General features: G+C 38.7%; 22 protein-coding genes. 13 read left to right on the top strand and 9 right to left on the bottom strand.

Annotation, left to right across the window (positions count from 1 at the left end):
- Window positions 1–50 precede the first annotated feature (50 nt).
- Both LEP1GSC195_RS11445 and LEP1GSC195_RS11450 read left to right on the top strand, forming a co-directional pair.
- Entirely contained in the window at window positions 51–704 is a 654-nt protein-coding gene (locus LEP1GSC195_RS11445) for a response regulator transcription factor (protein ID WP_015681990.1), read from the top strand.
- A gap of 135 nt (window positions 705–839) precedes the next feature.
- On the top strand, window positions 840–1,469 hold the full coding sequence (locus LEP1GSC195_RS11450) for a hypothetical protein (RefSeq protein WP_232227771.1): 630 nt from the start codon (window positions 840–842) through the stop codon (window positions 1,467–1,469).
- Window positions 1,470–1,510: 41 nt separating this feature from the next.
- On the opposite strand, the gene LEP1GSC195_RS11455 is transcribed toward LEP1GSC195_RS11450, so the two are convergent.
- Together LEP1GSC195_RS11455 and LEP1GSC195_RS19740 are read right to left on the bottom strand one after the other, a co-directional pair.
- Window positions 1,511–3,802, bottom strand: coding sequence for a sensor histidine kinase (locus LEP1GSC195_RS11455; protein ID WP_051122365.1), 2,292 nt, complete (start codon window positions 3,800–3,802; stop codon window positions 1,511–1,513).
- A 419-nt stretch (window positions 3,803–4,221) separates the two neighbouring features.
- Window positions 4,222–4,386 carry a hypothetical protein gene (locus tag LEP1GSC195_RS19740; RefSeq protein WP_156827653.1) on the bottom strand — a complete coding sequence of 55 codons (165 nt, stop codon included), beginning with the start codon at window positions 4,384–4,386 and terminating at the stop codon, window positions 4,222–4,224.
- A 76-nt stretch (window positions 4,387–4,462) separates the two neighbouring features.
- Between LEP1GSC195_RS19740 and LEP1GSC195_RS11460 the strand changes: the two genes are divergently transcribed.
- Window positions 4,463–4,951: a DUF2721 domain-containing protein gene (locus tag LEP1GSC195_RS11460; protein ID WP_015680979.1), complete on the top strand. Its 489-nt coding sequence runs from the start codon at window positions 4,463–4,465 to the stop codon at window positions 4,949–4,951.
- Window positions 4,952–5,181: 230 nt separating this feature from the next.
- Here LEP1GSC195_RS11460 and LEP1GSC195_RS11465 read toward each other — a convergent pair whose 3' ends face one another.
- On the bottom strand, window positions 5,182–5,682 hold the full coding sequence (locus LEP1GSC195_RS11465; RefSeq protein WP_015680963.1) for a hypothetical protein: 501 nt from the start codon (window positions 5,680–5,682) through the stop codon (window positions 5,182–5,184).
- The gene (locus LEP1GSC195_RS11470; RefSeq protein ID WP_015681235.1) at window positions 5,679–6,290 is read right to left on the bottom strand and encodes a hypothetical protein; all 612 of its coding nucleotides are present in this window, start codon (window positions 6,288–6,290) and stop codon (window positions 5,679–5,681) included. The genes LEP1GSC195_RS11465 and LEP1GSC195_RS11470 overlap by 4 nt, the downstream gene beginning before the upstream one ends.
- 606 nt (window positions 6,291–6,896) lie before the next feature.
- Between LEP1GSC195_RS11470 and LEP1GSC195_RS11480 the strand changes: the two genes are divergently transcribed.
- Genes LEP1GSC195_RS11480 through LEP1GSC195_RS11490 form a run of 3 tightly spaced genes read left to right on the top strand, consistent with a single transcriptional unit; the run spans window position 6,897 to window position 9,927 of the window.
- Window positions 6,897–8,207: a 3-hydroxyacyl-CoA dehydrogenase NAD-binding domain-containing protein gene (locus LEP1GSC195_RS11480; RefSeq protein WP_015680841.1), complete on the top strand. Its 1,311-nt coding sequence runs from the start codon at window positions 6,897–6,899 to the stop codon at window positions 8,205–8,207.
- A 13-nt stretch (window positions 8,208–8,220) separates the two neighbouring features.
- Window positions 8,221–9,486: an acetyl-CoA acetyltransferase gene (locus LEP1GSC195_RS11485; RefSeq protein WP_015681437.1), complete on the top strand. Its 1,266-nt coding sequence runs from the start codon at window positions 8,221–8,223 to the stop codon at window positions 9,484–9,486.
- Window positions 9,487–9,489: 3 nt separating this feature from the next.
- Window positions 9,490–9,927 carry a hypothetical protein gene (locus LEP1GSC195_RS11490; protein WP_015682091.1) on the top strand — a complete coding sequence of 146 codons (438 nt, stop codon included), beginning with the start codon at window positions 9,490–9,492 and terminating at the stop codon, window positions 9,925–9,927.
- A gap of 82 nt (window positions 9,928–10,009) precedes the next feature.
- Here the strand turns inward: LEP1GSC195_RS11490 and LEP1GSC195_RS11495 are convergent, their stop codons facing one another.
- Window positions 10,010–10,429: an OsmC family protein gene (locus tag LEP1GSC195_RS11495; RefSeq protein ID WP_015682785.1), complete on the bottom strand. Its 420-nt coding sequence runs from the start codon at window positions 10,427–10,429 to the stop codon at window positions 10,010–10,012.
- A gap of 30 nt (window positions 10,430–10,459) precedes the next feature.
- Window positions 10,460–12,151 (bottom strand): methyl-accepting chemotaxis protein, encoded by a 1,692-nt coding sequence (locus tag LEP1GSC195_RS11500; RefSeq protein WP_015682108.1) that lies wholly within the window; start codon window positions 12,149–12,151, stop codon window positions 10,460–10,462.
- A 373-nt stretch (window positions 12,152–12,524) separates the two neighbouring features.
- On the opposite strand from LEP1GSC195_RS11500, the gene LEP1GSC195_RS11505 reads away from it, so the two are divergent.
- The 4 genes from LEP1GSC195_RS11505 (at window position 12,525) to LEP1GSC195_RS11520 (ending at window position 17,732) form a co-directional block, all read left to right on the top strand.
- On the top strand, window positions 12,525–14,363 hold the full coding sequence (locus LEP1GSC195_RS11505) for a SpoIIE family protein phosphatase (protein WP_015682415.1): 1,839 nt from the start codon (window positions 12,525–12,527) through the stop codon (window positions 14,361–14,363).
- Between the two features lie 81 nt (window positions 14,364–14,444).
- Entirely contained in the window at window positions 14,445–15,848 is a 1,404-nt protein-coding gene (locus LEP1GSC195_RS11510; RefSeq protein WP_040506668.1) for an MFS transporter, read from the top strand.
- Window positions 15,845–17,413, top strand: a complete 1,569-nt coding sequence (locus tag LEP1GSC195_RS11515) for an adenylate/guanylate cyclase domain-containing protein (RefSeq protein ID WP_015682507.1) — start codon at window positions 15,845–15,847, stop codon at window positions 17,411–17,413. The genes LEP1GSC195_RS11510 and LEP1GSC195_RS11515 overlap by 4 nt, the downstream gene beginning before the upstream one ends.
- Before the next feature lie 43 nt (window positions 17,414–17,456).
- On the top strand, window positions 17,457–17,732 hold the full coding sequence (locus tag LEP1GSC195_RS11520) for a hypothetical protein (protein ID WP_232227772.1): 276 nt from the start codon (window positions 17,457–17,459) through the stop codon (window positions 17,730–17,732).
- Window positions 17,733–17,743: 11 nt separating this feature from the next.
- On the opposite strand, the gene LEP1GSC195_RS11525 is transcribed toward LEP1GSC195_RS11520, so the two are convergent.
- Window positions 17,744–18,229 carry a DUF4468 domain-containing protein gene (locus LEP1GSC195_RS11525; protein WP_015681196.1) on the bottom strand — a complete coding sequence of 162 codons (486 nt, stop codon included), beginning with the start codon at window positions 18,227–18,229 and terminating at the stop codon, window positions 17,744–17,746.
- Window positions 18,230–18,490: 261 nt separating this feature from the next.
- Here LEP1GSC195_RS11525 and LEP1GSC195_RS11535 point away from each other — a divergent pair, with 261 nt between their 5' ends.
- Both LEP1GSC195_RS11535 and LEP1GSC195_RS11540 read left to right on the top strand, forming a co-directional pair.
- Window positions 18,491–18,784 carry a hypothetical protein gene (locus LEP1GSC195_RS11535; protein WP_015681043.1) on the top strand — a complete coding sequence of 98 codons (294 nt, stop codon included), beginning with the start codon at window positions 18,491–18,493 and terminating at the stop codon, window positions 18,782–18,784.
- Between the two features lies 1 nt (window position 18,785).
- The gene (locus LEP1GSC195_RS11540; RefSeq protein ID WP_015681413.1) at window positions 18,786–19,508 is read left to right on the top strand and encodes a lysophospholipid acyltransferase family protein; all 723 of its coding nucleotides are present in this window, start codon (window positions 18,786–18,788) and stop codon (window positions 19,506–19,508) included.
- Window positions 19,509–19,512: 4 nt separating this feature from the next.
- Here LEP1GSC195_RS11540 and dapF read toward each other — a convergent pair whose 3' ends face one another.
- Window positions 19,513–20,355, bottom strand: a complete 843-nt coding sequence (dapF, locus tag LEP1GSC195_RS11545; protein WP_040507112.1) for a diaminopimelate epimerase — start codon at window positions 20,353–20,355, stop codon at window positions 19,513–19,515.
- A gap of 110 nt (window positions 20,356–20,465) precedes the next feature.
- On the opposite strand from dapF, the gene LEP1GSC195_RS11550 reads away from it, so the two are divergent.
- Window positions 20,466–21,317 carry a class I SAM-dependent methyltransferase gene (locus LEP1GSC195_RS11550; protein WP_015680912.1) on the top strand — a complete coding sequence of 284 codons (852 nt, stop codon included), beginning with the start codon at window positions 20,466–20,468 and terminating at the stop codon, window positions 21,315–21,317.
- Here the strand turns inward: LEP1GSC195_RS11550 and LEP1GSC195_RS11555 are convergent.
- Entirely contained in the window at window positions 21,291–22,064 is a 774-nt protein-coding gene (locus LEP1GSC195_RS11555; protein WP_015682740.1) for an HAD family hydrolase, read from the bottom strand. The genes LEP1GSC195_RS11550 and LEP1GSC195_RS11555 overlap by 27 nt on opposite strands.
- Window positions 22,065–22,083 lie beyond the last annotated feature (19 nt).

A 22,083-nucleotide genomic window follows, 5' to 3' on the forward strand; every position in this document is an offset into this window, starting at 1 on the left:
GCTTGATTTTATATCAAATTTTGAAAAGGAAAGTAGGTTAGGTAATCAAATTGTCTTCAAAATCGCCTATTTCTGTTTTTGTCATTGATGACCACCCTATTTTGCGGAAAGGTCTTCAGTCCGAAATTGAATCTGATACGGGTCTTAAATTTGTAGGGGCCACAGATTCGATTAAAGACGGTTTGAATTTAATGAAATTCAAAAATGCTGATGTTCTTATCATGGATATCTCTCTTAAAGACGAAAATGGAATTTTAGAACTATCTAATGTCAAAAATAAGTTTCCATTTCTGAAGATCATATTTTTTACTATGCACAGAGATTGGGATTATTTACATAAAGCCGCAAATCTTGGAGCAGATGCTTATATTTTAAAAACGGAAACATCAGCAAAGATTTCCAATATTATCAAAGATGTATTCAATGGAAAAAAAATATTTCCAGAAGAAATAGCCGGATTACTTAATGAAATAGAATCAAACGAAGATTTAAGCAAAAAATTAAACTCCTTATCGAAAAGGGAGTTAGAAATTCTTGGTCACTTAAAATTAGGGAAACTAAACAGAGAAATCGCTGAAGAATTGCAAATAAGCATTCGAACTGTTGAAACTCATCGATCCTCTATAATACAAAAACTAGAAATCAATTCACCAATTGGATTTGCGAAGTTATTACTTCAAATCCAATCTGCAAATTTAATTTAAAAATTTTGTTAACCTACGTACAATTTCGCAAAAGCAGCCTGATTTTTCCGTACTTACCGATGTAGCGCTTTAAGACATCTTTAGATAAACTACTAAACAGATTCTTGATTGAATCGATTTGGAGTTAAAATGGAAATGTTGAAAAAAATAATTTATTTGGTTTTGCTTGTAGTTTTCTTTCAAAATTGCGAAGCAGAAAAAAAGGATAATAATGCGTTAGTGGCAGGTCTTGCGATTGCAAGTCTTTCCAATTGTTTTTCTGTTCCCGCACAAGCAATAGTAAAGGATGGAAATGCTGCTACAACGGTGACATACAACTGTTCTGTAAGTGGAAAAGTGTATACCTGTGCTCCAACGGATGGAGGAAATAAAGTAGTAAGAACTTATACATCCGCTACAGCTGCAAAATTAAGTGTAGTTGACCCTCCTTCTTTCTCAAACCAACACGTACAACGTGGGTTGGAAAAAAGGGTAGAAGGTGCGACGGAAACTGCTTTTGTATACAACGCATCAAACCAATTACAATCCGTTTCCTCACCCGCAGCAACCTATTCCAATTATGACGAAAAAGGGTTTCCAAAATCCAATTCTACAGGAAGTACAATTACCTATACTTACGAAGGTTCCAGAACCATACCAACCACTGTCAGTGATGCAGCAAATACATATACCTATGATAACAGAGGTTGGGCTACAAAAGTTAGTTTTGGATTTGGAAATCCAACAACGATTGAATACACAGGTTCCCTCGGAATTTGCCAATAAACAGTTACGTTGCTGTCTTACTTTAAGCAATTTTGCTTCCTTTAAACCAATGGAAGCAAAATTGTAAAACGCATTCCACCAGTTGGTCGGTCTGTGATCATAAGTTCTCCCCCATGGGCCAACACGATCTTTCTTACAATGGATAAACCCAATCCTGTGCCATGAGGTTTGTTAGATTCAATTTTCGAATCAAATATTTTTCTTTTTATTTCTTCACTCATCCCTGGTCCATCATCTTGCATCATGAGGAAGAGAGTTGAACCTTCCGGTTGTATTGATAATTCAAATTCTGTGACTCTCGATTCCAAATCTAATGAGTTCTTTGCAATGTTTAAACATAAACGTCTGATTCGAAGGTGGTCAATTTTAAACATTCCAGATGTAATTAAATTCTCATATTTAAATGTTATATTACTCTTCTGGAACAAAACACTAAGATCTTCTGCAACACTTGAAAAGAATTCACTTACATTGGTGATTTTCAAATCCAATATCACTTTGTTTTTTGAAACTTCCAATATATCGATGGATAAGTTCGATAATGTATCAACTTCTTGTTTCGTCTGCCGGAAAATCTCGGCCTTATTTTTAGGATCTAATTCTAATAACTCTAAACTCTTTTGAATGAGCAGTACATGGTTTCCTATATCATGCGCAATTTCAGATGAAAATTCTCCTATGATCGCATATTTTTCCATATCCTGTCGTGTTATATTTTGGATCGAAAGAACTAGGGCATAGGAAATTGCTTTTGCCCAATCTAAATCAGAATCATTTTTTAAAAACTGATTCGCAGGAATATCCAATATCAGCTGAATGATTTCATTTTGCACAATCGGTATAAGGAACCTTTCCCTTATGGTGATTGGTTCGTAGAAGTTTGACAGTTCTTTTCCGATGAATGATTCGATCTTCGCTTTCGTAATATTTTCATATTTGAATCTTAAATAACTATCGATAGAGTATAGTTTCCAGCTTTGATTAGAATGATTAGGAACATAAATGTACAAAATTTCATTTTCTCCAATTTTTGAAGAGAGAATTTGTAAAGCTGATTTTGCGGCAGATTCATAACTTCTCGATGACATAATCTCTTGGGAAGATACTACTAATTTTTTCATCTGAACGGAGAGGTGTTCTGATTCTGAAAGTGAATTTGAATACCTTTTTGATATGATAATAGAATGTGAAAAAATTAAAAAAATTTGACTGTAAGGAACTAAATATCTGCCTTCAATGATTCCGAAGGCTGCCAAAGTATCATTTATATTTGCAAACATAATGGCTAAGTAACTCACAAAAAGACCAATTGCATCTTTTTCTTTTTTAATGACTGCCACTAGTAAGATAATCATCCAACCAGGAACTACCGTTAAATAAATATAAACAATTAGGTAATTCAAAAAATAGGCATACACTGAATTTGGTGCAACGATTGTCAGCAAACACATTATATATAGAGGTGCGTTGAATAAATTTCCGAATCGATTCCAAAATGGGTTGGGTATAAATCGGTATAAAAAAGCGTATAAAACAGGGGCCGTACAAAATGCTGAAAAGTATTCAATTCTATTTAATAGATCCCAAGAGAGAGAATCCAAGAGTAAATGCCCAAGTCTTTCACCTGTTGTCAAAGCTCGAAGTAAAATCAATATACAATGTAACGAAAATAATAAGGGTGTTACATCTGTTTTACGGAACAAAAAAAATACAATATTATAACAAGCCATAAGAGCGGCAGCTATACATACTGCGATAGTAAACCCTAATTGAACTTGTTTTTTCTGAAATATTGTTTCCGCTTTTCCAAAAAGAATGGGGAACCAATAACCTCCCCAACGATTACTAAAGTTTGAGACATGCAGGACAAATTCGTAATTTCCACTTTCTGGTAAAAGAATTATTTGGGGTTTGTACTTTGGAATTACATCCTTTTCTGTGACTCCTACTCGACCAACAGATGTTAGTAATTTTCCGTTTACGTAAAGTTCGTATGAGGTTCCAATGTCCGGTATATAAATGGCAAGGTCCGACCTAGGGTTTTTCAAAGGAATCTGTAAAAGGTAAGTTGCATAACCATAACTCCCAATTCTTTCGCCATAAAACTGGGTATCGTTCCAGGCAGAGGGCGATTGTTTGAATAAAAATGGTAGATTGTTTTTCTCACGTATGACATCGGGGTGGATCAAATTTTTCCAATAGAATTTCCATTCCCCTGAGAGTTCGATCACTTTATTGTTTTCAAGTGAGACTTGAGTTAGATCCAAGATTCCACCAGTTGCCTTTTTACTCGATGTTTCTAATTCGGGACGTGCACAATGAACTATAGGCAAAAGTAGAAAAATTAGTCTCAATAGATGAATGAAAAGATTCGTATTCAATCAATGTTAGGTGTAATGCCCAAATGAATTCAGGTCAATATTTTTTTGGGAATATTTTAAAATGGTAGTTTATGTCAAATAGCAATGTTTAAATGATTTAGATGTAACTCTCTCGGCTTTATAGTTCTAACTATACTATTTGCCGTTTATTTTAGAACATCTGTTTAGAATCAGAAAATAATAAACCTATCGGAACCGTGTTTGTGATTCCACAAAAAGCGTTCTTTGTTTTGTTATGGGAAGTGTATCTTCATAAAATCAATGGATTTGTTTTCCATCATCTTATAACTTAGATTATATTATTAATCATCTATCACTTCTAATTCTTTATTCCTATCAAGGGAAACTTGAATGAAAGCCGACACTTCCAGTCAGATTTCTATGTTAGCGAGACCTTTGATTGTTACCCAAATCAAAGTAGCCGAAGAATCTTTTTCCATCTTATCCACAGTTTCATAGATATTGGTTCTACCGGCGACTCGAATGGACCTTGCAGTGGATCGGTCGAATGAGAATCGGTATAGGATTGGTCTCAAGAAAAAATCCATCTCAAAAATTACACTATTCGTTTTTTTCCTTTAAAAACCTATATGCCTCTCTACACTATTCCTTATGTTCGAATCGTTTTCCAACTCTGAAATCCTTTCCGGTATGATCACTCCAGCGGTTCTTGTTTCCGCCTGCGCCAGTTTGATATTTTCCACAGCCAACAGACTGGGGCGAATTTTTGATCGTGTGAACCTTTTGAAATCGGAAGTGGAATTACTACTCGAAGGCAAACGAGGTTTTCAAAAAGAAAGAATGCTTTACCTTCGTAAACAACTTTCTGTCCAAAAAAAACGGGCCGTCCTCATCCAACGTTCCATGACGTTTTTGTATTTAGCAACTTCCCTCTTTGTGATTTCGAGCCTGACTTTAGCCATAACTCTTGCCTTTGCCAAAGAGTATTCTTGGATACCAACTGTTGCAGCAATCACTGGTGGGATTTGTTTGTTTCTGGCAAGTGCTCTTCTTTTTTATGAAAGCAGATACAATCTAACATTCATTAATCTACAAATTGAATTTACAGAATTTTTGGAAAGGGAAGTGCAAACAAAGTAGAAATTTAGAAATCGTTTCAAAAGAAACAATCCCCAAAAGGAATTTTTGTTTTTCCTTTTGGGCGCCTCGAATCCGTTAGTTGACAAACAGTGGTATTAAAACCGACCGCGTTATCCGCTCCAATCTTTCGCATTGCGAAAGGATTTCCGCTACTACCGCTGGCGCTGGTGTGCCCTTACAGACCGGCAATAATGTTTGTTCACTAAATTTCCAAGAGAATTCTTTCAAGATTAAAGTTTTTGTTTAGATATATCCTCTAAAAATTGCTCCAGACAACGATAAGTTGCTTTTTCAGTTGCAAAACGAATTCTTTCCACCGCCATGAATTTTTCGGAAGCAGTAGCTATTTCATCAGCAATAAAATCCTTTTTATAAATCTCTTTTTTGTCCTTTAATAATATAAATGTTAGTTTTAATTTATGCCGAATGTCCAAGAATTCCACTTCCTGAATTTCATCTTTTCCATTGTTGATGACGCGAAGCTGAAGATCCCCATTAAAATTAACAATTGATTTAAATAAATCAGACTCAATCAATCCTTTCCGAAGAACGGCCCGCATCGAAATATGAGATTTGATTTTATTATGTAATTCATCAGTGATTCCTGGCTCAATGACTTCTAGAGACAAATTGAATTTTCCACTTCCGGGATTTTTATTCTTTAACGGTTGAAGTTCCGCACAAGATATAAAATTCAATAATGCAAAAACAGATAATATTATTAATTTCATTTGATGATTCCTTTTGTTTTCCACTGATCCATGGAAGAAAATATAATATTTTTAATCGCTTTTCTTTCTACAACGGATGAAAAAAAGAAAGGTGATACCGGAATGATTAACCATCCAATAAAACTATCGATATGGATTTTTTCTTCATTTGATGCCAATGGTTTATTTTTTGAATCATATAAAGAAATCTTAACATTAGCATCTACATCTACTACTAGTGGCAACACCATAAAAGTTAGTCCAGAAAAAAAGGCGTATACAAGAGAACTTTGATCATTTAAATCAGCTTCTATGTACAAGACAAGATCGTGTGGTTCATTTTCGTTTAAAGTTACATTTTGAAATAAATTTGTATCGTTAAGAGTGCTAACCATGGATTCCTTGAGAGCATTTAAATCTTGAAAATGAGTGCTATGTTTTCCATATCGCAAGTAGTCTCCGTAATACTTTAAAAGAACAGTTTTCTTTTCTTGTAACTCAGGAGTTGGTGTATTTTTTAAACTTGGATTTTCATACTTCACAAAGGATATACAATTAAGTAAAATTCCTAAGCAAGAAACTGAAATCAATAGGATCCATTGACTAGAGGGTTTTTCTTTCAAATTCATCGGTCAAAGTGCAACAGAAACATATGTTAGGTCAAATGGTTTTTAGCAAATAACAGATATTATTTCAATCCTATAAACAATTTATGTGTATCATAAAATACTGATAAACAAATCTTTCTTTTGAAATAATGCAGTTCTCAAGAATTCACCCAAAGTCATTGGTTCGATTCTAAAAAATGAAATCAAATCACCACTTTTGCCAAAAAGGATTCAATTCCAAAAAAAACCGAAACTTCACTTGATCCCAACTAATCACTGCGTCAGGGACCAGAAGGGCTTGGTCCGAGGAGGCGACGCCTACGAGGACGGGAGCGAACGCGAACCCCGGAAGGGCCCGCCCGGGCGCCCCAGGTCGAAACTGTGAACTTATCAGAATTAAAATTGGGGATTTTGGGAAGTGGGGTGCCAAAAATTGCAGAGCGTGGTAGAGGGAACGCATTGGGCGGCGGGTCTAGTTCCCCACCCTCAAATCGGGCGGGGAGTACAATATCCACACCCCCCACCCCTCCGACCCTCTTTTGTAACAAATCTGACAAAAAAAAACGATTTTCCTGTCACCTTGGCTTTCTAGAACGGTAAGTAAAAATTAGATTCGGAAATTCCTTCATGAGAGAAATCAAAACTGTCACGATTTTAGGTGCCAATGGAGCCATGGGCTCTGGAAGTGCAGGCGTCATTGCCGCCTTCGGTGGTGCTAAAGTCTATATGCTCGCTAGAGATGTTGAAAAAGCAAAACAGGGTATCGAAGCCGCTGTCGCATCCGTAAAAACGGATACTATTCGCGCTAGAATGATCCCTGGTTCCTACGATGCGGATCTGGAAAAAGCTGTCGCAGAGTCAGATTGGGTATTCGAACTCGTGGCGGAAAGTTACGAAGTCAAAGAACCGATCAATATTCGTATTGCGAAGGCTCGTCGTCCCGGAACCATCGTGTCCACAGTGTCTTCTGGTCTTTCCATCGGTCGTTTGGCAAAAGCCTACGATGAAGATGGCCAAAAACATTACTACGGAACGCATTTTTTCAACCCTCCTTATAAAATGATCCTTTGTGAACTAGTCACTCACTCTGGAAACGATAAAAAAGTTACACAAGCGTTAGGTGAATACCTAGACAAAGTTTTAGGCCGTGCTGTTGTTTATACAAACGACACTCCTGCCTTTGCTGGAAACCGCATTGGGTTTCAGTTGATGAACGAAGTGGCTCACTTTGCAGAAAAGTATGCTGACAAAGGTGGAATCGCACTTCTCGACGAAATCATGTCTGGTTACACAGGTCGCGCTATGGGACCTCTGGCAACTGCTGACTTCGTGGGACTTGATGTTCACAAAGCCATCGTAGACAATATCTACGAAAATACAAAAGACGAAGCACACGAAACATTCAAACTTCCTGGTTACTTCCAAAAGTTAATCGATGCTGGTAAACTCGGTATGAAAAGTGGCGGTGGTCTCACTAAAGTGGTAAAACACGCTGACGGAAAACGTGAGAAATTTGTTTATAATATCAAAACTGGTGAGTACGATCCGTATCCAAAATTTGATATTCCTTTTATCAAAGAAGCTCGCCAAAAAATCAAAGAGTCTAACTACAAAGCCGCAATGGATGTAGTAAAAACTGCAAGTGGTTTCGAAGCAGACATTGCTCGTTATTTCATTTCACGTTACATCAGTTATTCGCTTTCACTCGTTGGTGAAGTTGTGGATACAAAAGAAAACACTGACGGTGCGATGGGTTTCGGTTTTAACTGGGTTCCAGCGTCTGCTTTCGTGGATTTCCTTGGTGGCCCCAAAGAAACAATTAAGCTGATGGAAGCGTCTAAGATACCAGTTCCCAAACTTTTAAAAGATGCAAAAGAAGGCAAAAAGTTTTACGAACTCGGTGAGAAACTGGATGCAAGGTCCCTCTTCAAAGGTTAATTAGGAGTATTATATGAGTGAAAAAGTATTTGTACTAGGTGGGGAACAAACCGACTTCCAACGCAACTGGACCAAAGAAGGAAAAACCTTCATGTCCATGATGCGTGAAGTATTAGATGATGCTCTTGAAAAAGTTGGCATCAGCTACGATGAAATCAAACGATTGAATAAAGAAAACAAAGTGGCTGTTTTTGTTGGTAACTTCGATGCAGAACAGTATGCCAACCAAGGCCACTTAGGTGCTTTCCTTACAGAAGTAAACCCTGCTCTTTTTGGTGTTCCTGGTGCTCGTTACGAAGCTGCTTGTGCTTCTGGTTCCGTTGCCCTTGATGCTGCCATTACACATATCCGTGCTGAAGATTACGATCTAGCGATCGTTCTTGGTGTGGAAGTGATGAAAACAGTTTCTTCTTCTGTGGGTGGAGACTTTCTCGGAACTGCTGCTTACTATGAAAAAGAAGCGAAAGGAGTTCAATTTCCTTTCCCAAAACTTTTTGGAAAACTAGCAGACGTTATCTTGGAACGTTACGAACTCAAAGAAGAACGTTTTATGGATGCTCTTGCTGAAATTTCTCGTATCAACTACGCTAACGCAAAACGTAACCCGAAAGCACAAACTCGCACATGGTTCATGAATAAAGAACATGCAATGGCTCGCGGTGGAGATAACAATATGGCTGTGGGTGGAAGACTTTGTATCACTGACTGTTCCCAAGTAACAGACGGTGCTGCAGTGACTCTCCTTGCTTCCAAAGGTTATGCAAAAGAATACGCAAAAAAAACAGGCCGCAAGTTCGACGATATCCCTCGCATCAAAGGTTGGGGACACCGTGTGGCACCAATTACTTTTGAAGCAAAAAAACTAGAATCCGTTGGGGACAAATACATCCTTCCATGGACTCGCCAAACAGTAAAAGATGCTTACAAACGTGCTGACTTAGATGTAAAAAACATTGATGTGTTTGAAACACATGACTGTTTCACTTCTTCTGAGTATGCTGCTATCTCTGCGTTTGGAATTTCTGAACCAGGAAAAGAACATATCGCGATCGAAGACGGAACGATTGACTTTGGTGGTAAAAAACCGATCAATCCATCCGGTGGACTGATCGGTGTGGGTCACCCAGTAGGTGCGTCCGGGGTTCGTATGATGCTCGACCTCTACAAACAAGTGACAAACACGGCAGGGGACTACCAAGTAAAAGGTGCTAAAAATGGCCTGATGCTCAACATCGGTGGTTCTGCGACTACGAACTTCGTGTTCATCTTAGGTAAGTAGATTTTGAGTTCGCTGAATACAGAAAAATGGAATCGGATTTTAGTCCGGTTCCTTCTGGCCTTTTCGTTTTGGGAAGCGGTTTCCATTCCACTCAGGATGTTGTTTTTTTCAAAGTTCTACTTTGATCCAAACTTCAAAGGAATCTTTGTTCCCATAACCGATGTTTTTTGGTTAGCTCCTGTGTTCAGCGATTTGGTATTTACCTTATCCTTTGGAGTTTTGTATTCCTTAATCAAAGAGTCTCTCCCGGAAGGTCTTGTAGGTGGATTTTTAGTGGGAATTTTAGTTTCTATCATTGGATTTGTCTCGCCAATGCTGTGGACACTATCTCTAACAAACTTTGCTCCCCCTGTCCTTGTTTGGGTATGGGTGGCTTATTATACAATCTTTACAACAGTCACCGCAGTGATTTATTCTGTGGGTTGGAATTCAGAAGACTAAAATTCAAAGATTGATAAACATTCTCTATCAAAACATAAATTGATTTTAAGATAAAAAACCTGAAGTTCCCACTTCAGGTTTTTTATTTTCTGCGAATTTCACCAGCCAAATCGGTCCCTGGGGCAATGGTGTTAAACACAGTTCCATATTTTTTTATATTTTCATGTAACAGGTGCAGGCGCTCATCTGATTCCTCTGTATCCACAATGATTTGGTACCGGATGGATTCCATTTTGGGAGGAACATCCTGACGAACCCCATCTACGATGACTTGGATTCCTTTCAACTGAAAATGAAGGATGGGTGTCACTCTTTCCACGCCTTTAATGATACAGGCCGAAAGTGCAGAGAGTAATAACTCGGCAGGGTTAAACGCATTGGGATTTCCCGCCATATCCGTATCTAAGACAATCTCTGCCGACTTACATAAAGATACACTCGAATGTGAATCAACTCTTGAGGTTTCTACATGGAAACTCATTTTTGGTTTTGCGTTTGTCATTTCCTTATCCTGAATTGTGCTTGTACATCATTAAAATTGAAATCGGAAGGCCACAGAATCCAGTCGATCGGCCACTTGGGCTAAGTTCGTAATGGACTCTTCAATGGCGGCGACGGTTTGTTTTTGTTCGTTGGCAGCGGCAGACAACTCCTCCACAATGGCAGAGGTATTGATGAGTTGGGTTTGGATCTTTTCCATATTTCCGAGAACACTTCCAGACATGGACTCCGTCCCTTCTGTGGAGCCATTGATCTTCTCCGCACTAATTTTAGTTTCTTCTGCATTCTTTAAGATTTTATCCATCTCGACTTGAACCGTTTCAAATTCGAGAGAACCCACTTCTACTTCAGTTAGACCTTCTTGGATATCTGCAACTGTTTGCAAAATCTTTGCAGTAAGTTCGGTAATGAAGGAAGATATTTCTTTTGCCGATTTATTAGATTGTTCGGCAAGTTTTCCCACTTCCCCAGCAACCACAGCAAATCCTTTTCCTGCATCACCTGCCCTTGCCGACTCAATGGATGCATTTAACGAAAGTAAGTTTGTTTTTTCAGAAATGGCAGTGATGGTTTCTGTGATTTTCCTGATGGCCTTTGTTTTCTCACCTAAATCTTTAATGGTTTCAGAAGTTTTAAAAATTTGACTCTTCGCTTTTAGAAACTGAGTCATTGCTTTATCGGAACGGTTTTTTCCTACTAAGGAAAATTCGTATGCTTCCGTGGATTCCGATTGTACTGTATTAGATTCATTTCGTATATTACAGATTAGTTGGTTTAAGGAATCCATTTCTTGGAAAATACAATCTGAACTTTCACGAGTGACAATACTCGAATCTGCCAAAGAAAACATTGCCTTGGATAACTCTTGAAATGCGACATGAATATGTTCCACTGCATAAGTGAGGGCTTTGATTTGAGTTTTTACAATTTCAGCATTCCCAATTAATTGAGAAATCATTCCTCTAAATTCAAATTGAGTTTTTTTAATCAATGAAAGGATCTCTGCATAATCCCCTCCATTTTCTAAAACCACGTCAAACTTCAGGAGACCATTGTATAAATTCTCAAGGTATTCCTTTACCTTTAAGAATGATTTTTTGTTTTTTCTGATCTTGAAATATCCAATGGTTGTCACGAGGGAAAACAAAAGAAATCCTAATATAGATACCATAGGATTAGAAAGAAAAACCAAACCAGAATTTGTTTTTTGCGAAAATAAAATCAAGAGAGTTCCACTTACAATTGTTTGTATAAGAAAAATAGTTTGGGAAGATAAAGTAGCGATGATTCCAACATTTGTCTTGGGTTTCCAAGTTCCAGAATTCATTTTACCATACAATGTTTCGGCATTATGGATTTGGTCTTTCGTGGCTTTGGTCCGTACCGACATATAGCCAATATGTTTTCCATCTTCATAGATAGGGGAAACATTTGCATCAACCCAGTAGTAATCTCCGTTTTTACAACGGTTCTTCACAACACCCACCCAAGAATTTTGGGCCTTAATTGTATCCCATAAATCTTGGAACGCAGCAATTGGCATATTGGGGTGGCGGATCAGGTTGTGCGGTTGTCCAATTAGTTCTTCTTCCGTATACCCACTGACGCGCAAAAAATCCTCATTCACATAGGTGATGATCCCTTTTAGATCTGTTTTGGAAGTGATCTTGGTTCCTTCTTGGAATTCGATTTCTGTATCAGTAATGGGCAGATTCTTGCGCATGATTTCTTTGTATTCTAGCGCATTTTGCCGTCCAAGTACTATTTAGAAGATAGGCAATCCAAATACAGAATTTAGGATTTTCCAATTTCCAAACAATAGACGGCAAGTTAACATTGTTCTTTTTTGAAGGCCTTAAATCGAAAATGACTTTCTATTTTAAACCAGATCAACATAACATTGATTAAGTGATAAATTATAGTTCAGAATGAACGCGCCATCTGTATTCTGTAGTTAAGCTAAAAAATTTCTAACAATCCATTGATAAACAAATTTCAATCAAAAGAAATGACAACTTTGAAATAACAGACCATACACAAGTTTATCTAAAAATCCATCCCTTCGACTTGACTTTTATGGATTGGTCCTCCAGTCTATGGAGAAAGGCAGAAAGGTAGGATCAGGTGACAACGCGAAACGAGAAACTCTTTTCTGGGATCTTACCCTTAAACTCGAAGCGTTCACGCACACAGTACCAGTCCCCTTTGCTGTATACTATGCTATCATCACTCAGAAAATGGAACCAGAGCATTGGCGGATCTTCATTGCCCTTTGTGTTTTTTTTGCTACCGGCATTGGTCTGCTTGGAACATTTATTCGCCACCTCCTCTTAAAATACCTATACGCAAAAATTGAGAGAATCCCAGTTCCGTCTTTTGGAGTCTCTTCATTATCTAAAGAGGAATTCGAATATGCAAGATCTGTTAAAATACTTCTTTTCCGTTACCCCCTAGTCGAAGCCATTCTAATCGTTATACGCTGGTTATCTGGTGTGATACCTATCAGTCTTTTGTTTTTTTATTTGGTGGCCTATATGCCATCGGTAGTTCGATCTGCAATCTTTACCTTTGCGATGATTGCACCAATATCTTTTGTAACCTATTATTTTATTTCCGAAAATTCCATTCGTCGTCTTTTCGATCTTCCCCAAATCAAAAATATAGAACTACAGGAAAAGGACATTCCCAAGTTTAACTATTTTTCTCGGATACTTGTAGCTTTTTTTAGTTTGGCGGCCCTTCCCTTTGTTATCTTTTCTTATATTCTCTATTCGCTTGCTATGGGAGAAATCGCTGTAAAAGATCCAATGATTCCCATTGTCACTGTATCATTTATTTTCATCATTCCCCTGGTAGTATGTTCTTATGTAGTGGCTAAGTCAGTAAATGAAGGACTAAACGAAACCAGCAGATCCTTAGGAGAACTGGCCAAAGGAAATTTTGATGTAGTTGTCACTCCTAAATCCAGTGACGATTTCGCCAAACAAGCGTTTTATCTCAACTCGGTGATTACAAAATTGAAAGGAATGTATGAAGAAATTAGAAACCTAAACGAAGGATTAGAAGAAAAAGTAACTTTAAGAACAAATGAATTAAATCAATCCTTACAAGACATCAGCAACCTAAAAATCCAACAGGATGGCGATTATTACCTCACCTATCAATTGCTAAATCCACTTGCAATCAAAGACGTGGAAAGTACCCAGTTGGAAGTGGATCATTTAGTTCGACAGAAAAAAGTATTCGAATACAAAAATAGAAGGTACGATATTGGCGGCGATATCAACATTTCCCATTCTATAGTTTTACAAAATAGAAAGTTTCTACTTTTTGCGAATGCTGATGCTATGGGTAAGTCCATGCAAGGAGCTGGTGGCGCATTAGTATTTGGAGCCGTATTTCAGTCCATTGTTCAAAGAACAAAAACAGATCCAAGATACCAAATGATCAGCCCAGCAGACTGGTTAAAAACAAATCTCCAAGAGATGCATTTGATCTTTGAGGCATTTGATGGAACTATGCTTGTTTCTCTCACCATGGGTCTTTTGGAAGAAGATACGGGAAGGTTATTTTTTTTGAATGCCGAACATCCGCCCATAGTTTTGTATAGGAAGGGAAAAGCAGAATATCTTCAGGCAGATGTTTCCTACAGAAAACTAGGAACTTTAGGCGCTATGCCCATCCAAAATATAATGGAATTCCAACTCCAATCGGAAGATGTAATCATTATAGGATCGGATGGAAAGGACGATTTGTTACGTTTAGATGCTATGGGGAAACCAGAAGTGAATTCAGATGAACAGTTTTTTTTGGCTCTCGTTGAATCCACACAAGGCAACTTACTCGCCATCACAAAACTCATCGAATCCTCGGGGCAAGTTATTGATGATATTTCTTTGATCCGAATCGGTTATTTGCCCAAGACAAAGCAGTAATCTAAAAATCTATTTCCGAAAAGATCGAAAATTTCTTCCTCCAGAATTGGGGTTCCTTCCGTCCAATACTTGAGTCCATGAATGAACCAAACAAAACTTAAGCTCCCAATCAAAATGGGATATGGATCGGCAGAAACTGGTATAACGGCCGTTCAACTTTTTACACAAATTTATCTACTAAAATATTATACAGAAATCGTGGGACTCAATTCTAGTTTGGCCGGGATTGCCTTATCCATATCGGTCCTATGGGATGCAGTAAGCGATCCACTTATGGGTAGGATTTCTGACCATACGCATACAAAATGGGGTCGTAGAAGGCCCTACATTCTTCTTGGCGGGGTTTTACTCTCCCTTGCGGTATTACTCCTCTTCTCACCTCCACACTTGACTACACAACTCGGCAAGTTCGCTTATCTTTTGACTGTGTATCTTTTCGTAAATACTGCAATGACTATCATCTCTGTTCCTCATATTGCTCTAGGTGGCGAACTTAGTTTTGAAAGAAACGAAAGGACATCTATCTTTGGATGGAGATTATTCTTTAGCAATATTGGAATGCTGATTGGAATGATTGTACCTGCTGCCATTTTACAATCTTTAGGTGATGAATCTTCCAAAGATAATATCATAACATCCAGAACCATAGCCGGAGAAATTGTATCCCTTGTAATTTTGTTTTCCTCTATCACTACCTTTCTTGTGACCAGGGGAAAAGACAATATGAGAAATCACACAAAACAAAGGATTCCCTTCCTTACTGCATTTGTATCTGTATTAAAAAACAAAATGTTTCTTATTTTACTTTTTGCCTTTATCATTGCTACAATTGGAAGGACATTTAATTCAGCAATTGCCCTCTATTATTATGAATATAGGTTGGGTCTCAAAGAATCACTTGTGGTCATCAACATCCTCTTGCCATTTTTTCTCGTCCTTATCCTTTCTATAGGATTCTGGGTTTGGATCGCCAAAAAAATTGGGAAAAAGATCCCAGCCTTTTTAGGAGTATTTGGACTTGGCCTTCTGACCGTTATTGTTTACCCTCTCTTCCCTTACGGAGAATTACGCCCTCCTCTCATTGCAGCTTTCGTAGGTGGGATCTGTGCCGGCTCCATCCTCATCATGGACTCTATCCTTACCGATGTTGTGGACTATGATGAATTCAAAACTGGAGAAAAAAGAGAAGGTTTGTATTTCGGAATTTGGAAGATGGGAGTTAAGTTTTCACAAGCTTTTGGAATTGCGCTTACCGGTTTTTTACTCGATGCCATTGGATTCCAAAACGGCACTACCACCCAATCACAAGAGGTGGGATTTCGTCTTGCGATGATCTTTGGTCCTGGCGTGGGATTCTTTTTTATTTTAGGTTCTATTCTCTTTCTATTTTTTCCATTAAGTGATGAAAAACACATCCAAGTCCAAAGAATCTTATTGAAACGTAATACAAAGAGAACCAAGGTACAAGGAACCTTATCTATATGAAACCAGGCCGCACACTCCAATTCATCGCATTTTTATTAATTTACTTTATAGTTCCCTTTTGTGCCTGTTTATTCACGCTTCTCTTTGCCAACTATACGGCCTCTGCTTTTTTACCAGATCAGTTCTTAGGATTATTCGAAGCGACTCAAATCAAAAACGACCGAACATTAGCTATATTTACTTGGGCTCCCTTTCCCATCATCACTCTCATTTTGTTTTTTTATAGCCTACCCATTGCAAAATTTCTTTTTTCTTCCAAAGGTTGCAACTTTATCTCCGAAGAAAGAGCTCGTCATCGAATTGTTCATTCACCGCTAACCATTAGTATATTAGGATTTATTGGTTGGGAACTCTCCAATTTTCTAAGTGTTTGCCGTATCGATACATTGTTTCCTAACGCACCCCACCAAAGCATTGTTACCGTTTCTATTTTATTTGGGTTTTGGGGTCTGTTTGCCTTTGCTTTTTCGTATGCCACAACTACTTACTTAAACAAACTCCTCATCATTCCTTGTGTATTTCCGGAAGGGGGTCTTGGAAAGTATGCTCATGGAAAACAATTTTCCATCGTTACCAAACAGTTTATCTTTTGGTCAGCATCCACACTCTTTCCGATTGTGCTTTTAATCTTTGGTCTACTGCTCCGAACCAACCAAAACATTCTGAATCTTCACGAATTGGTTCATAACGATGTTTTGTTTGAAGTGATTGCTATTATGCTCGTTTTTTCCTTTGCCTTTGCTATGTCTTTTGCATCCAGCTTACAACACCCATTGAACCAAATCGAAAAAGCGACAGAACTCATCAAAGAACAAAAGTTCGATACCAGGGTCAAAATATTCAGTTCTGATGAATTGGGCCTTCTTGGTGATGCGGTGAATGAAATGGCCGAAGGCCTTGCGGAAAGAGAAAGGATCAAAGATACGTTTGGTCGGATTGTTGATCCAAGAGTCCGCGATTATCTATTATCCAACGAACATAGTCTAGGTGGAAAAGTTGTAGATGCTTCCATTCTTTTTTCTGACCTACGAGACTTTACAAAACTTTCGGAAAAAAGAAAACCCGAAGAAGTATTGTACATTCTCAATCGTTATTTCCAAGAAATGAGTAATGCCATCGAAATCCACGGAGGGTTTATCAACAAATTCATTGGGGATGCAATCCTTGCCGTATTTGGAACTCCCATGCCCATGGCAGACCACGCCGAACGTGCGTTTGCAACAGCCCTCCAAATGCAAAAAAACTTAGATTCATTAAATGCTCAGTTTTTATCAGAGGGCCTTACGGAACTCAAAATGGGAATTGGAATCCATACAGGGAGCCTTCTTGTGGGAAACATCGGTTCTGCCAATCGAATGGAATTTACAGTAATTGGTGATACGGTCAATACAGCCTCACGAGTGGAAGGACTTTGTAAGGGACTAAAGAAAAACCTACTCCTCACAGAAAACACTTCCGTTCTTTTACCGGAATCCATTCGATCCAAACTCCAATCCGAAGGAGAATACGAACTAAAAGGAAGAGAGTCCAAAGAGAGGATTTATTCCTATACTGCTGCAGAATAAAATGGTTGAACTCCATCCAAAAAATGTCCAGAATGGAAAAGGAATGAAGAATCTCCTTGGTATTTTATCGTTTTGCCTATTACTCGTTTCGTGTAACGAAATCAAGTTGGTCAACAGACAAGATATTTTGGATCTTTTGGAAGGAGATGGAACTCAAAATGGTTCTTCCCAATCAGGATCTTCAGATTCTTCTTCTAGGTCGTCCACTAACAGTGGTAACTCGAATAATTTAAACCACTACGGGCTTACTGACTCACCTACAGGCACAAACACCTACGGTTCCACGGGTTCCACCGTGGGAAACCCGCTTGGTTATTAGTCTCTTTTCTTCTATTTTATAAATTCAAAAAAATCATCCATTAGCGGTCGAAAGCAGGACCGAATGGTAATTTTGGCTACCTTTTCATTTTTAGGTCCATAGTTCAAAATAATGTCATTCGGATCCCGAATGAAGGAAAAGATTTTGTTGATTTGCATCTCTGCATGCCCTTCTTGCACCTTGATCACATATTCAAATTCATGTTCATTGGCATCCACTTCCCCAATTCCATAGGGAACGTAACATTTAATGAGGCCAATGCCTCGGAGTTCTCCTGTTTCTTGGTTTTCTGATTCGATTTTAGAAAGCTCCGGATCCAACTTGTACTCCAACCATTGTTTGGCCTTCAGATAACTGCGGGTCTTCTGGTAGGATTTATGGTCTCTGGCATCTTCTGTAGTCCGGTATTTGGAAGATACGGTCCAAAGTTTCAAACACATGGAGTTCTGAAAAATTAGGAAAAATAAAGCTAATAGGAGAATTCGTTTTGGCATCATTTCTATGCTTCCCTTTCGTTACCCGGTTCGCAAAACAAATCTTCACAGAGATGCAAAATTTTCTCCTTATTGGGGAGTACGGGGAAGGGTACAACATTCTGAGGCAAAAGGGATGTGTTCTGGTTTGTTTTTTTGATCTTATGTCTCTTGGACTCGATTCTATCTCTCACTTTATTATTTTCGGAACGGCCCTCCCCCATTCTGGAGTGCTCGAATAAAAATTGGATTGAATTTGTCGGGGCATCACTTTCAATCTTGAACATGCCCGATTTTGATCGTATTGATCTTATGAATTATGCCATGTACGGAAATGATTTTGATCCCCAATGGGATGAAATCCGTGCATTTTTAAAATCCAATGCCGCCGCCCAAAAAGAGTTGGAAGAGATTAAAAGAACCGTTCCAAGCCCTCATCTGGGGAAAAAACGTAGAGAAAACCTACTTACTTCTGATCCAGGAGAGTCTCATGGTAGCGGTGGAACAGGTTCCGAACTGCGAAATCCGAACTCGGATCCGACTGCCAAATCTTGGTGGCAAAAAATCTTAGGAGAATGATATGGAAAACACCGTAGACCAAGTCAAAAAGAACGTTGAGAACATCAAAAAGTTTGTCACTCCGTTCTTTAATTTGGCTGTAAACACAACTGTCTACGGTTACCATAACATTGTTCCCAATGGCAAACTCATCCTTACCTGCAACCACAGAAGCGATATGGATCCCTTTGTCATAGGTACAGTTTTCCCCAGGTTTATTTCCTGGATTGCCGCGGAGTATACAACGCGTATCCCCCTTTTCAAAGACTTAGTCGAAAAGACAGGAACCATTCCTATGGCCATTGATGGAAATATCTCTATGGCCAGTATCAAAAAGGTACAGCAGGTCTTTAAGAATGGAGATGTGCTCGGAATTTTTCCAGAAGGCCATGACTATATGGTGCAAAACGATTTCTCTGCCCCACTTGCCAACTTCCATTCCGGATTTGCGGCCTTTAGTCTTCGTAACAAAGTTGATATCCTACCTACTGTAATCATTCCCGATGAAGAAACAGTCACAGACTATCCCATACCTCCTCTGGTTCGTGCCTTTATGGGTATGCCAAAAGAAGTTTGTGATATCAAACGTCGTGTGGTTTACAAAAAAATCAATGTAGTGTTTGGGGAAGTGATTAAGTATGAGAACTACGCCCACCTACCGCTTGACAAGGGTATGGTGGAAGTTTCGAACGAAACCAAACGTAGAATGGGTGAATTACAAAAAGTAGATTATTTAAAAAAATAATCTACTAAATCTCCACTTCTCCCGAAAACACTTCTTTGGCAGGTCCCGTCATCATCACAGATCCATTTTCTTTCCATTCAACATGAAGAGTTCCGCCGCGTAGATCAATTTGTACGGACCGACCTGTTTTTCCATTGAGGATGGATGCCACAGTCACCGCACAAGCCCCTGTCCCACAAGCTAAGGTCTCTCCAGCGCCTCTCTCCCAAGTCCTTTGGTAGAGATGGTCTTTGCCTCTGACAGAAACAAATTCTACATTCACCCTTCTTGGGAATAAGGGATGGTTTTCAATGAGTGATCCGATTTCTCTGACAGGGAAGGCATCGGCATCATCCACATAAATCACACAATGGGGATTTCCCATACTAACAGCTGTAAAATGATATTGTTTTCCTTGGACTTCGATCACTTGGTTGATGACTGCTTCGTCACCAGGCCAAACGATTGGAACAAGAGATGGTTTTAAGATAGGTTCTCCCATATCAACGGTGACCATTTCCACCTTGCCATTGTTTCCCGTTTTTAAGTCGAGGGTGAGGACACCTTTCCCAGTTTCAATGGTGGGTTTATGATTTTTGGTAAGTCCATGGTCAAACACAAACTTTCCAACACAACGAACTCCATTCCCACACATCTCAGAGGAACTTCCATCCGAGTTGTACATGTCCATTTGGAACTCACCCGTTTTTGAGTTACGGATAAAAATCACCCCATCACCACCAATTCCAAAATTCCGGTCGGATAGTTTTTGGATTTGTTCGGGACTCAGGCGAATATCGTTTTTCGTTGCGTCGATATACACATAGTCATTTCCAATTCCTTCCATTTTGGTGAAGTTGATTTTCATCGGTTCCTCTCTTATCTCACCCCATGTTTTTTTTGCCATGGATGTTGGCAAGTCAGATCAAGGTTTTTGGTTTGACCCTTGTTCTCATCGATTAGACTGACTCATAGACCATGAAATCTTGTATCCTTTGCCAATCTTCCGAGTCCAAAACCGTATTCAATGAAAATGGAACCCCCATTTTGGAATGTAAAAATTGTGGTCATGTCTATTCCTCTTATGAACAAGAAGAACATTACGAAGGTTATTGGGACGGGGCAGAACAGACTTACGATTTAAAATGGTGGGATGATGCTCACCGCGCAGTGTATTCCGATTTTATTTCTACTTACTTAAAATCAGACAAAGGGAACCTTCTCGATGTAGGATGTGGACTGGGTTTTTTTGTAAAGGCAGTACTTACTAAAAAAACTGGTTGGTCTGCTGTGGGGTATGAGATTTCCAAACAAGCTGTCAAATTTGCCAACGAACAAAATGGAATGAAAACTGTACATGCAGGTCTTGTGCAAGACTCCAAACTACCCAAAGAAAGTTTTGATATCATCACTTTGTGGGACGTGATCGAACACATTCCGAAACCCCATTCCCTACTCACTTATTTACATGGACTCCTTAAACCAGGTGGGATTCTATTTTTACAAACTCCTAACTTCCCCATCCAACTTGCCAAAGCCAATTTGAAGGTGAAACTAAAAGGGATGCAAGAAGGGGTTCATTACTTAGAAGCCAAAGACCATGTAAACAACTACAAAATGAAAACATTGGCAGAGTTAGGAAAACAATGTGGATTTACAGATCCAAAATACAAAGTACTTATGCCCATCCTTTCTGTATCAGGTAGCAAAAGTAAACTTGCCGTATATTTTAAGTTAGGTTATTATTGCCTTACCAAAATCATCTTTGGTTTGAGTTTTGGAACCATCAATTGGAATAATACTTTATTTCTGACGCTTCGAAAGCCATAACTCGGCAAAGTCCAAAGCTGCCACAGTATTCGGTGCCTTCCAAATTGGTGCCGAAGATTCAAAAGGATATTCATTCACTTCGCGACCCTCATCCCACATTTCGGGAACATGTACACTAGCAATTCCATGACGATTCGCACCGAGCACATCGTCGTCCCAATTGTCCCCAAGTAAAATACAATCCTCGGGATTTTCTTTGGCAAGTTCCAAAAGATATGAAAAAAACTCCGTTGTGGGTTTTTCATGCCCCACCTCTTCCGAAGTGATAAGAGTAAAACGAAAGTGATCTGGCAAAAAGGAAGATACTTTTAATAATTGCGTTCGTAAGGTTTCGTTGGTCGTTAGAAAAATAGGGAACTTATTTGAAAGAGCCAGAAGTTTTGGAAAAAGTTTGGTTTGGTAATTTTCTTTCTTAGATTCATTTTTTAGATAAGAAAGAAAATGGAAATGATATCTTTCTTCCATCCACAAAACATCAATAATGTCTTTGGTTTGGAATCCCGAAGACAAAGACTCATCCAACATCAATTTAAAACACAAAAGTCGCAGCCGGTTCGAACTATGGCCTACAAGTTGGTTTTTTACTTTTGTTCTGGCAGATTCGTATAAGGATAAAAAATCACCACCTAACTTTCGATTCTCCCAATCCTTAGCACATTCGGTTAAAGCATACTTATATGCTGGTTTCGAGGGTAAAAGGGTATTGTCCAAATCCAAAAACAAAGCCATATCAGAAAGGAAAACCATGGATTAACATCCTGTCAAC

It is taken from the genome of Leptospira wolbachii serovar Codice str. CDC (assembly GCF_000332515.2).
In the GTDB taxonomy this organism is placed as follows: Bacteria; Spirochaetota; Leptospiria; order Leptospirales; family Leptospiraceae; genus Leptospira_A; species Leptospira_A wolbachii.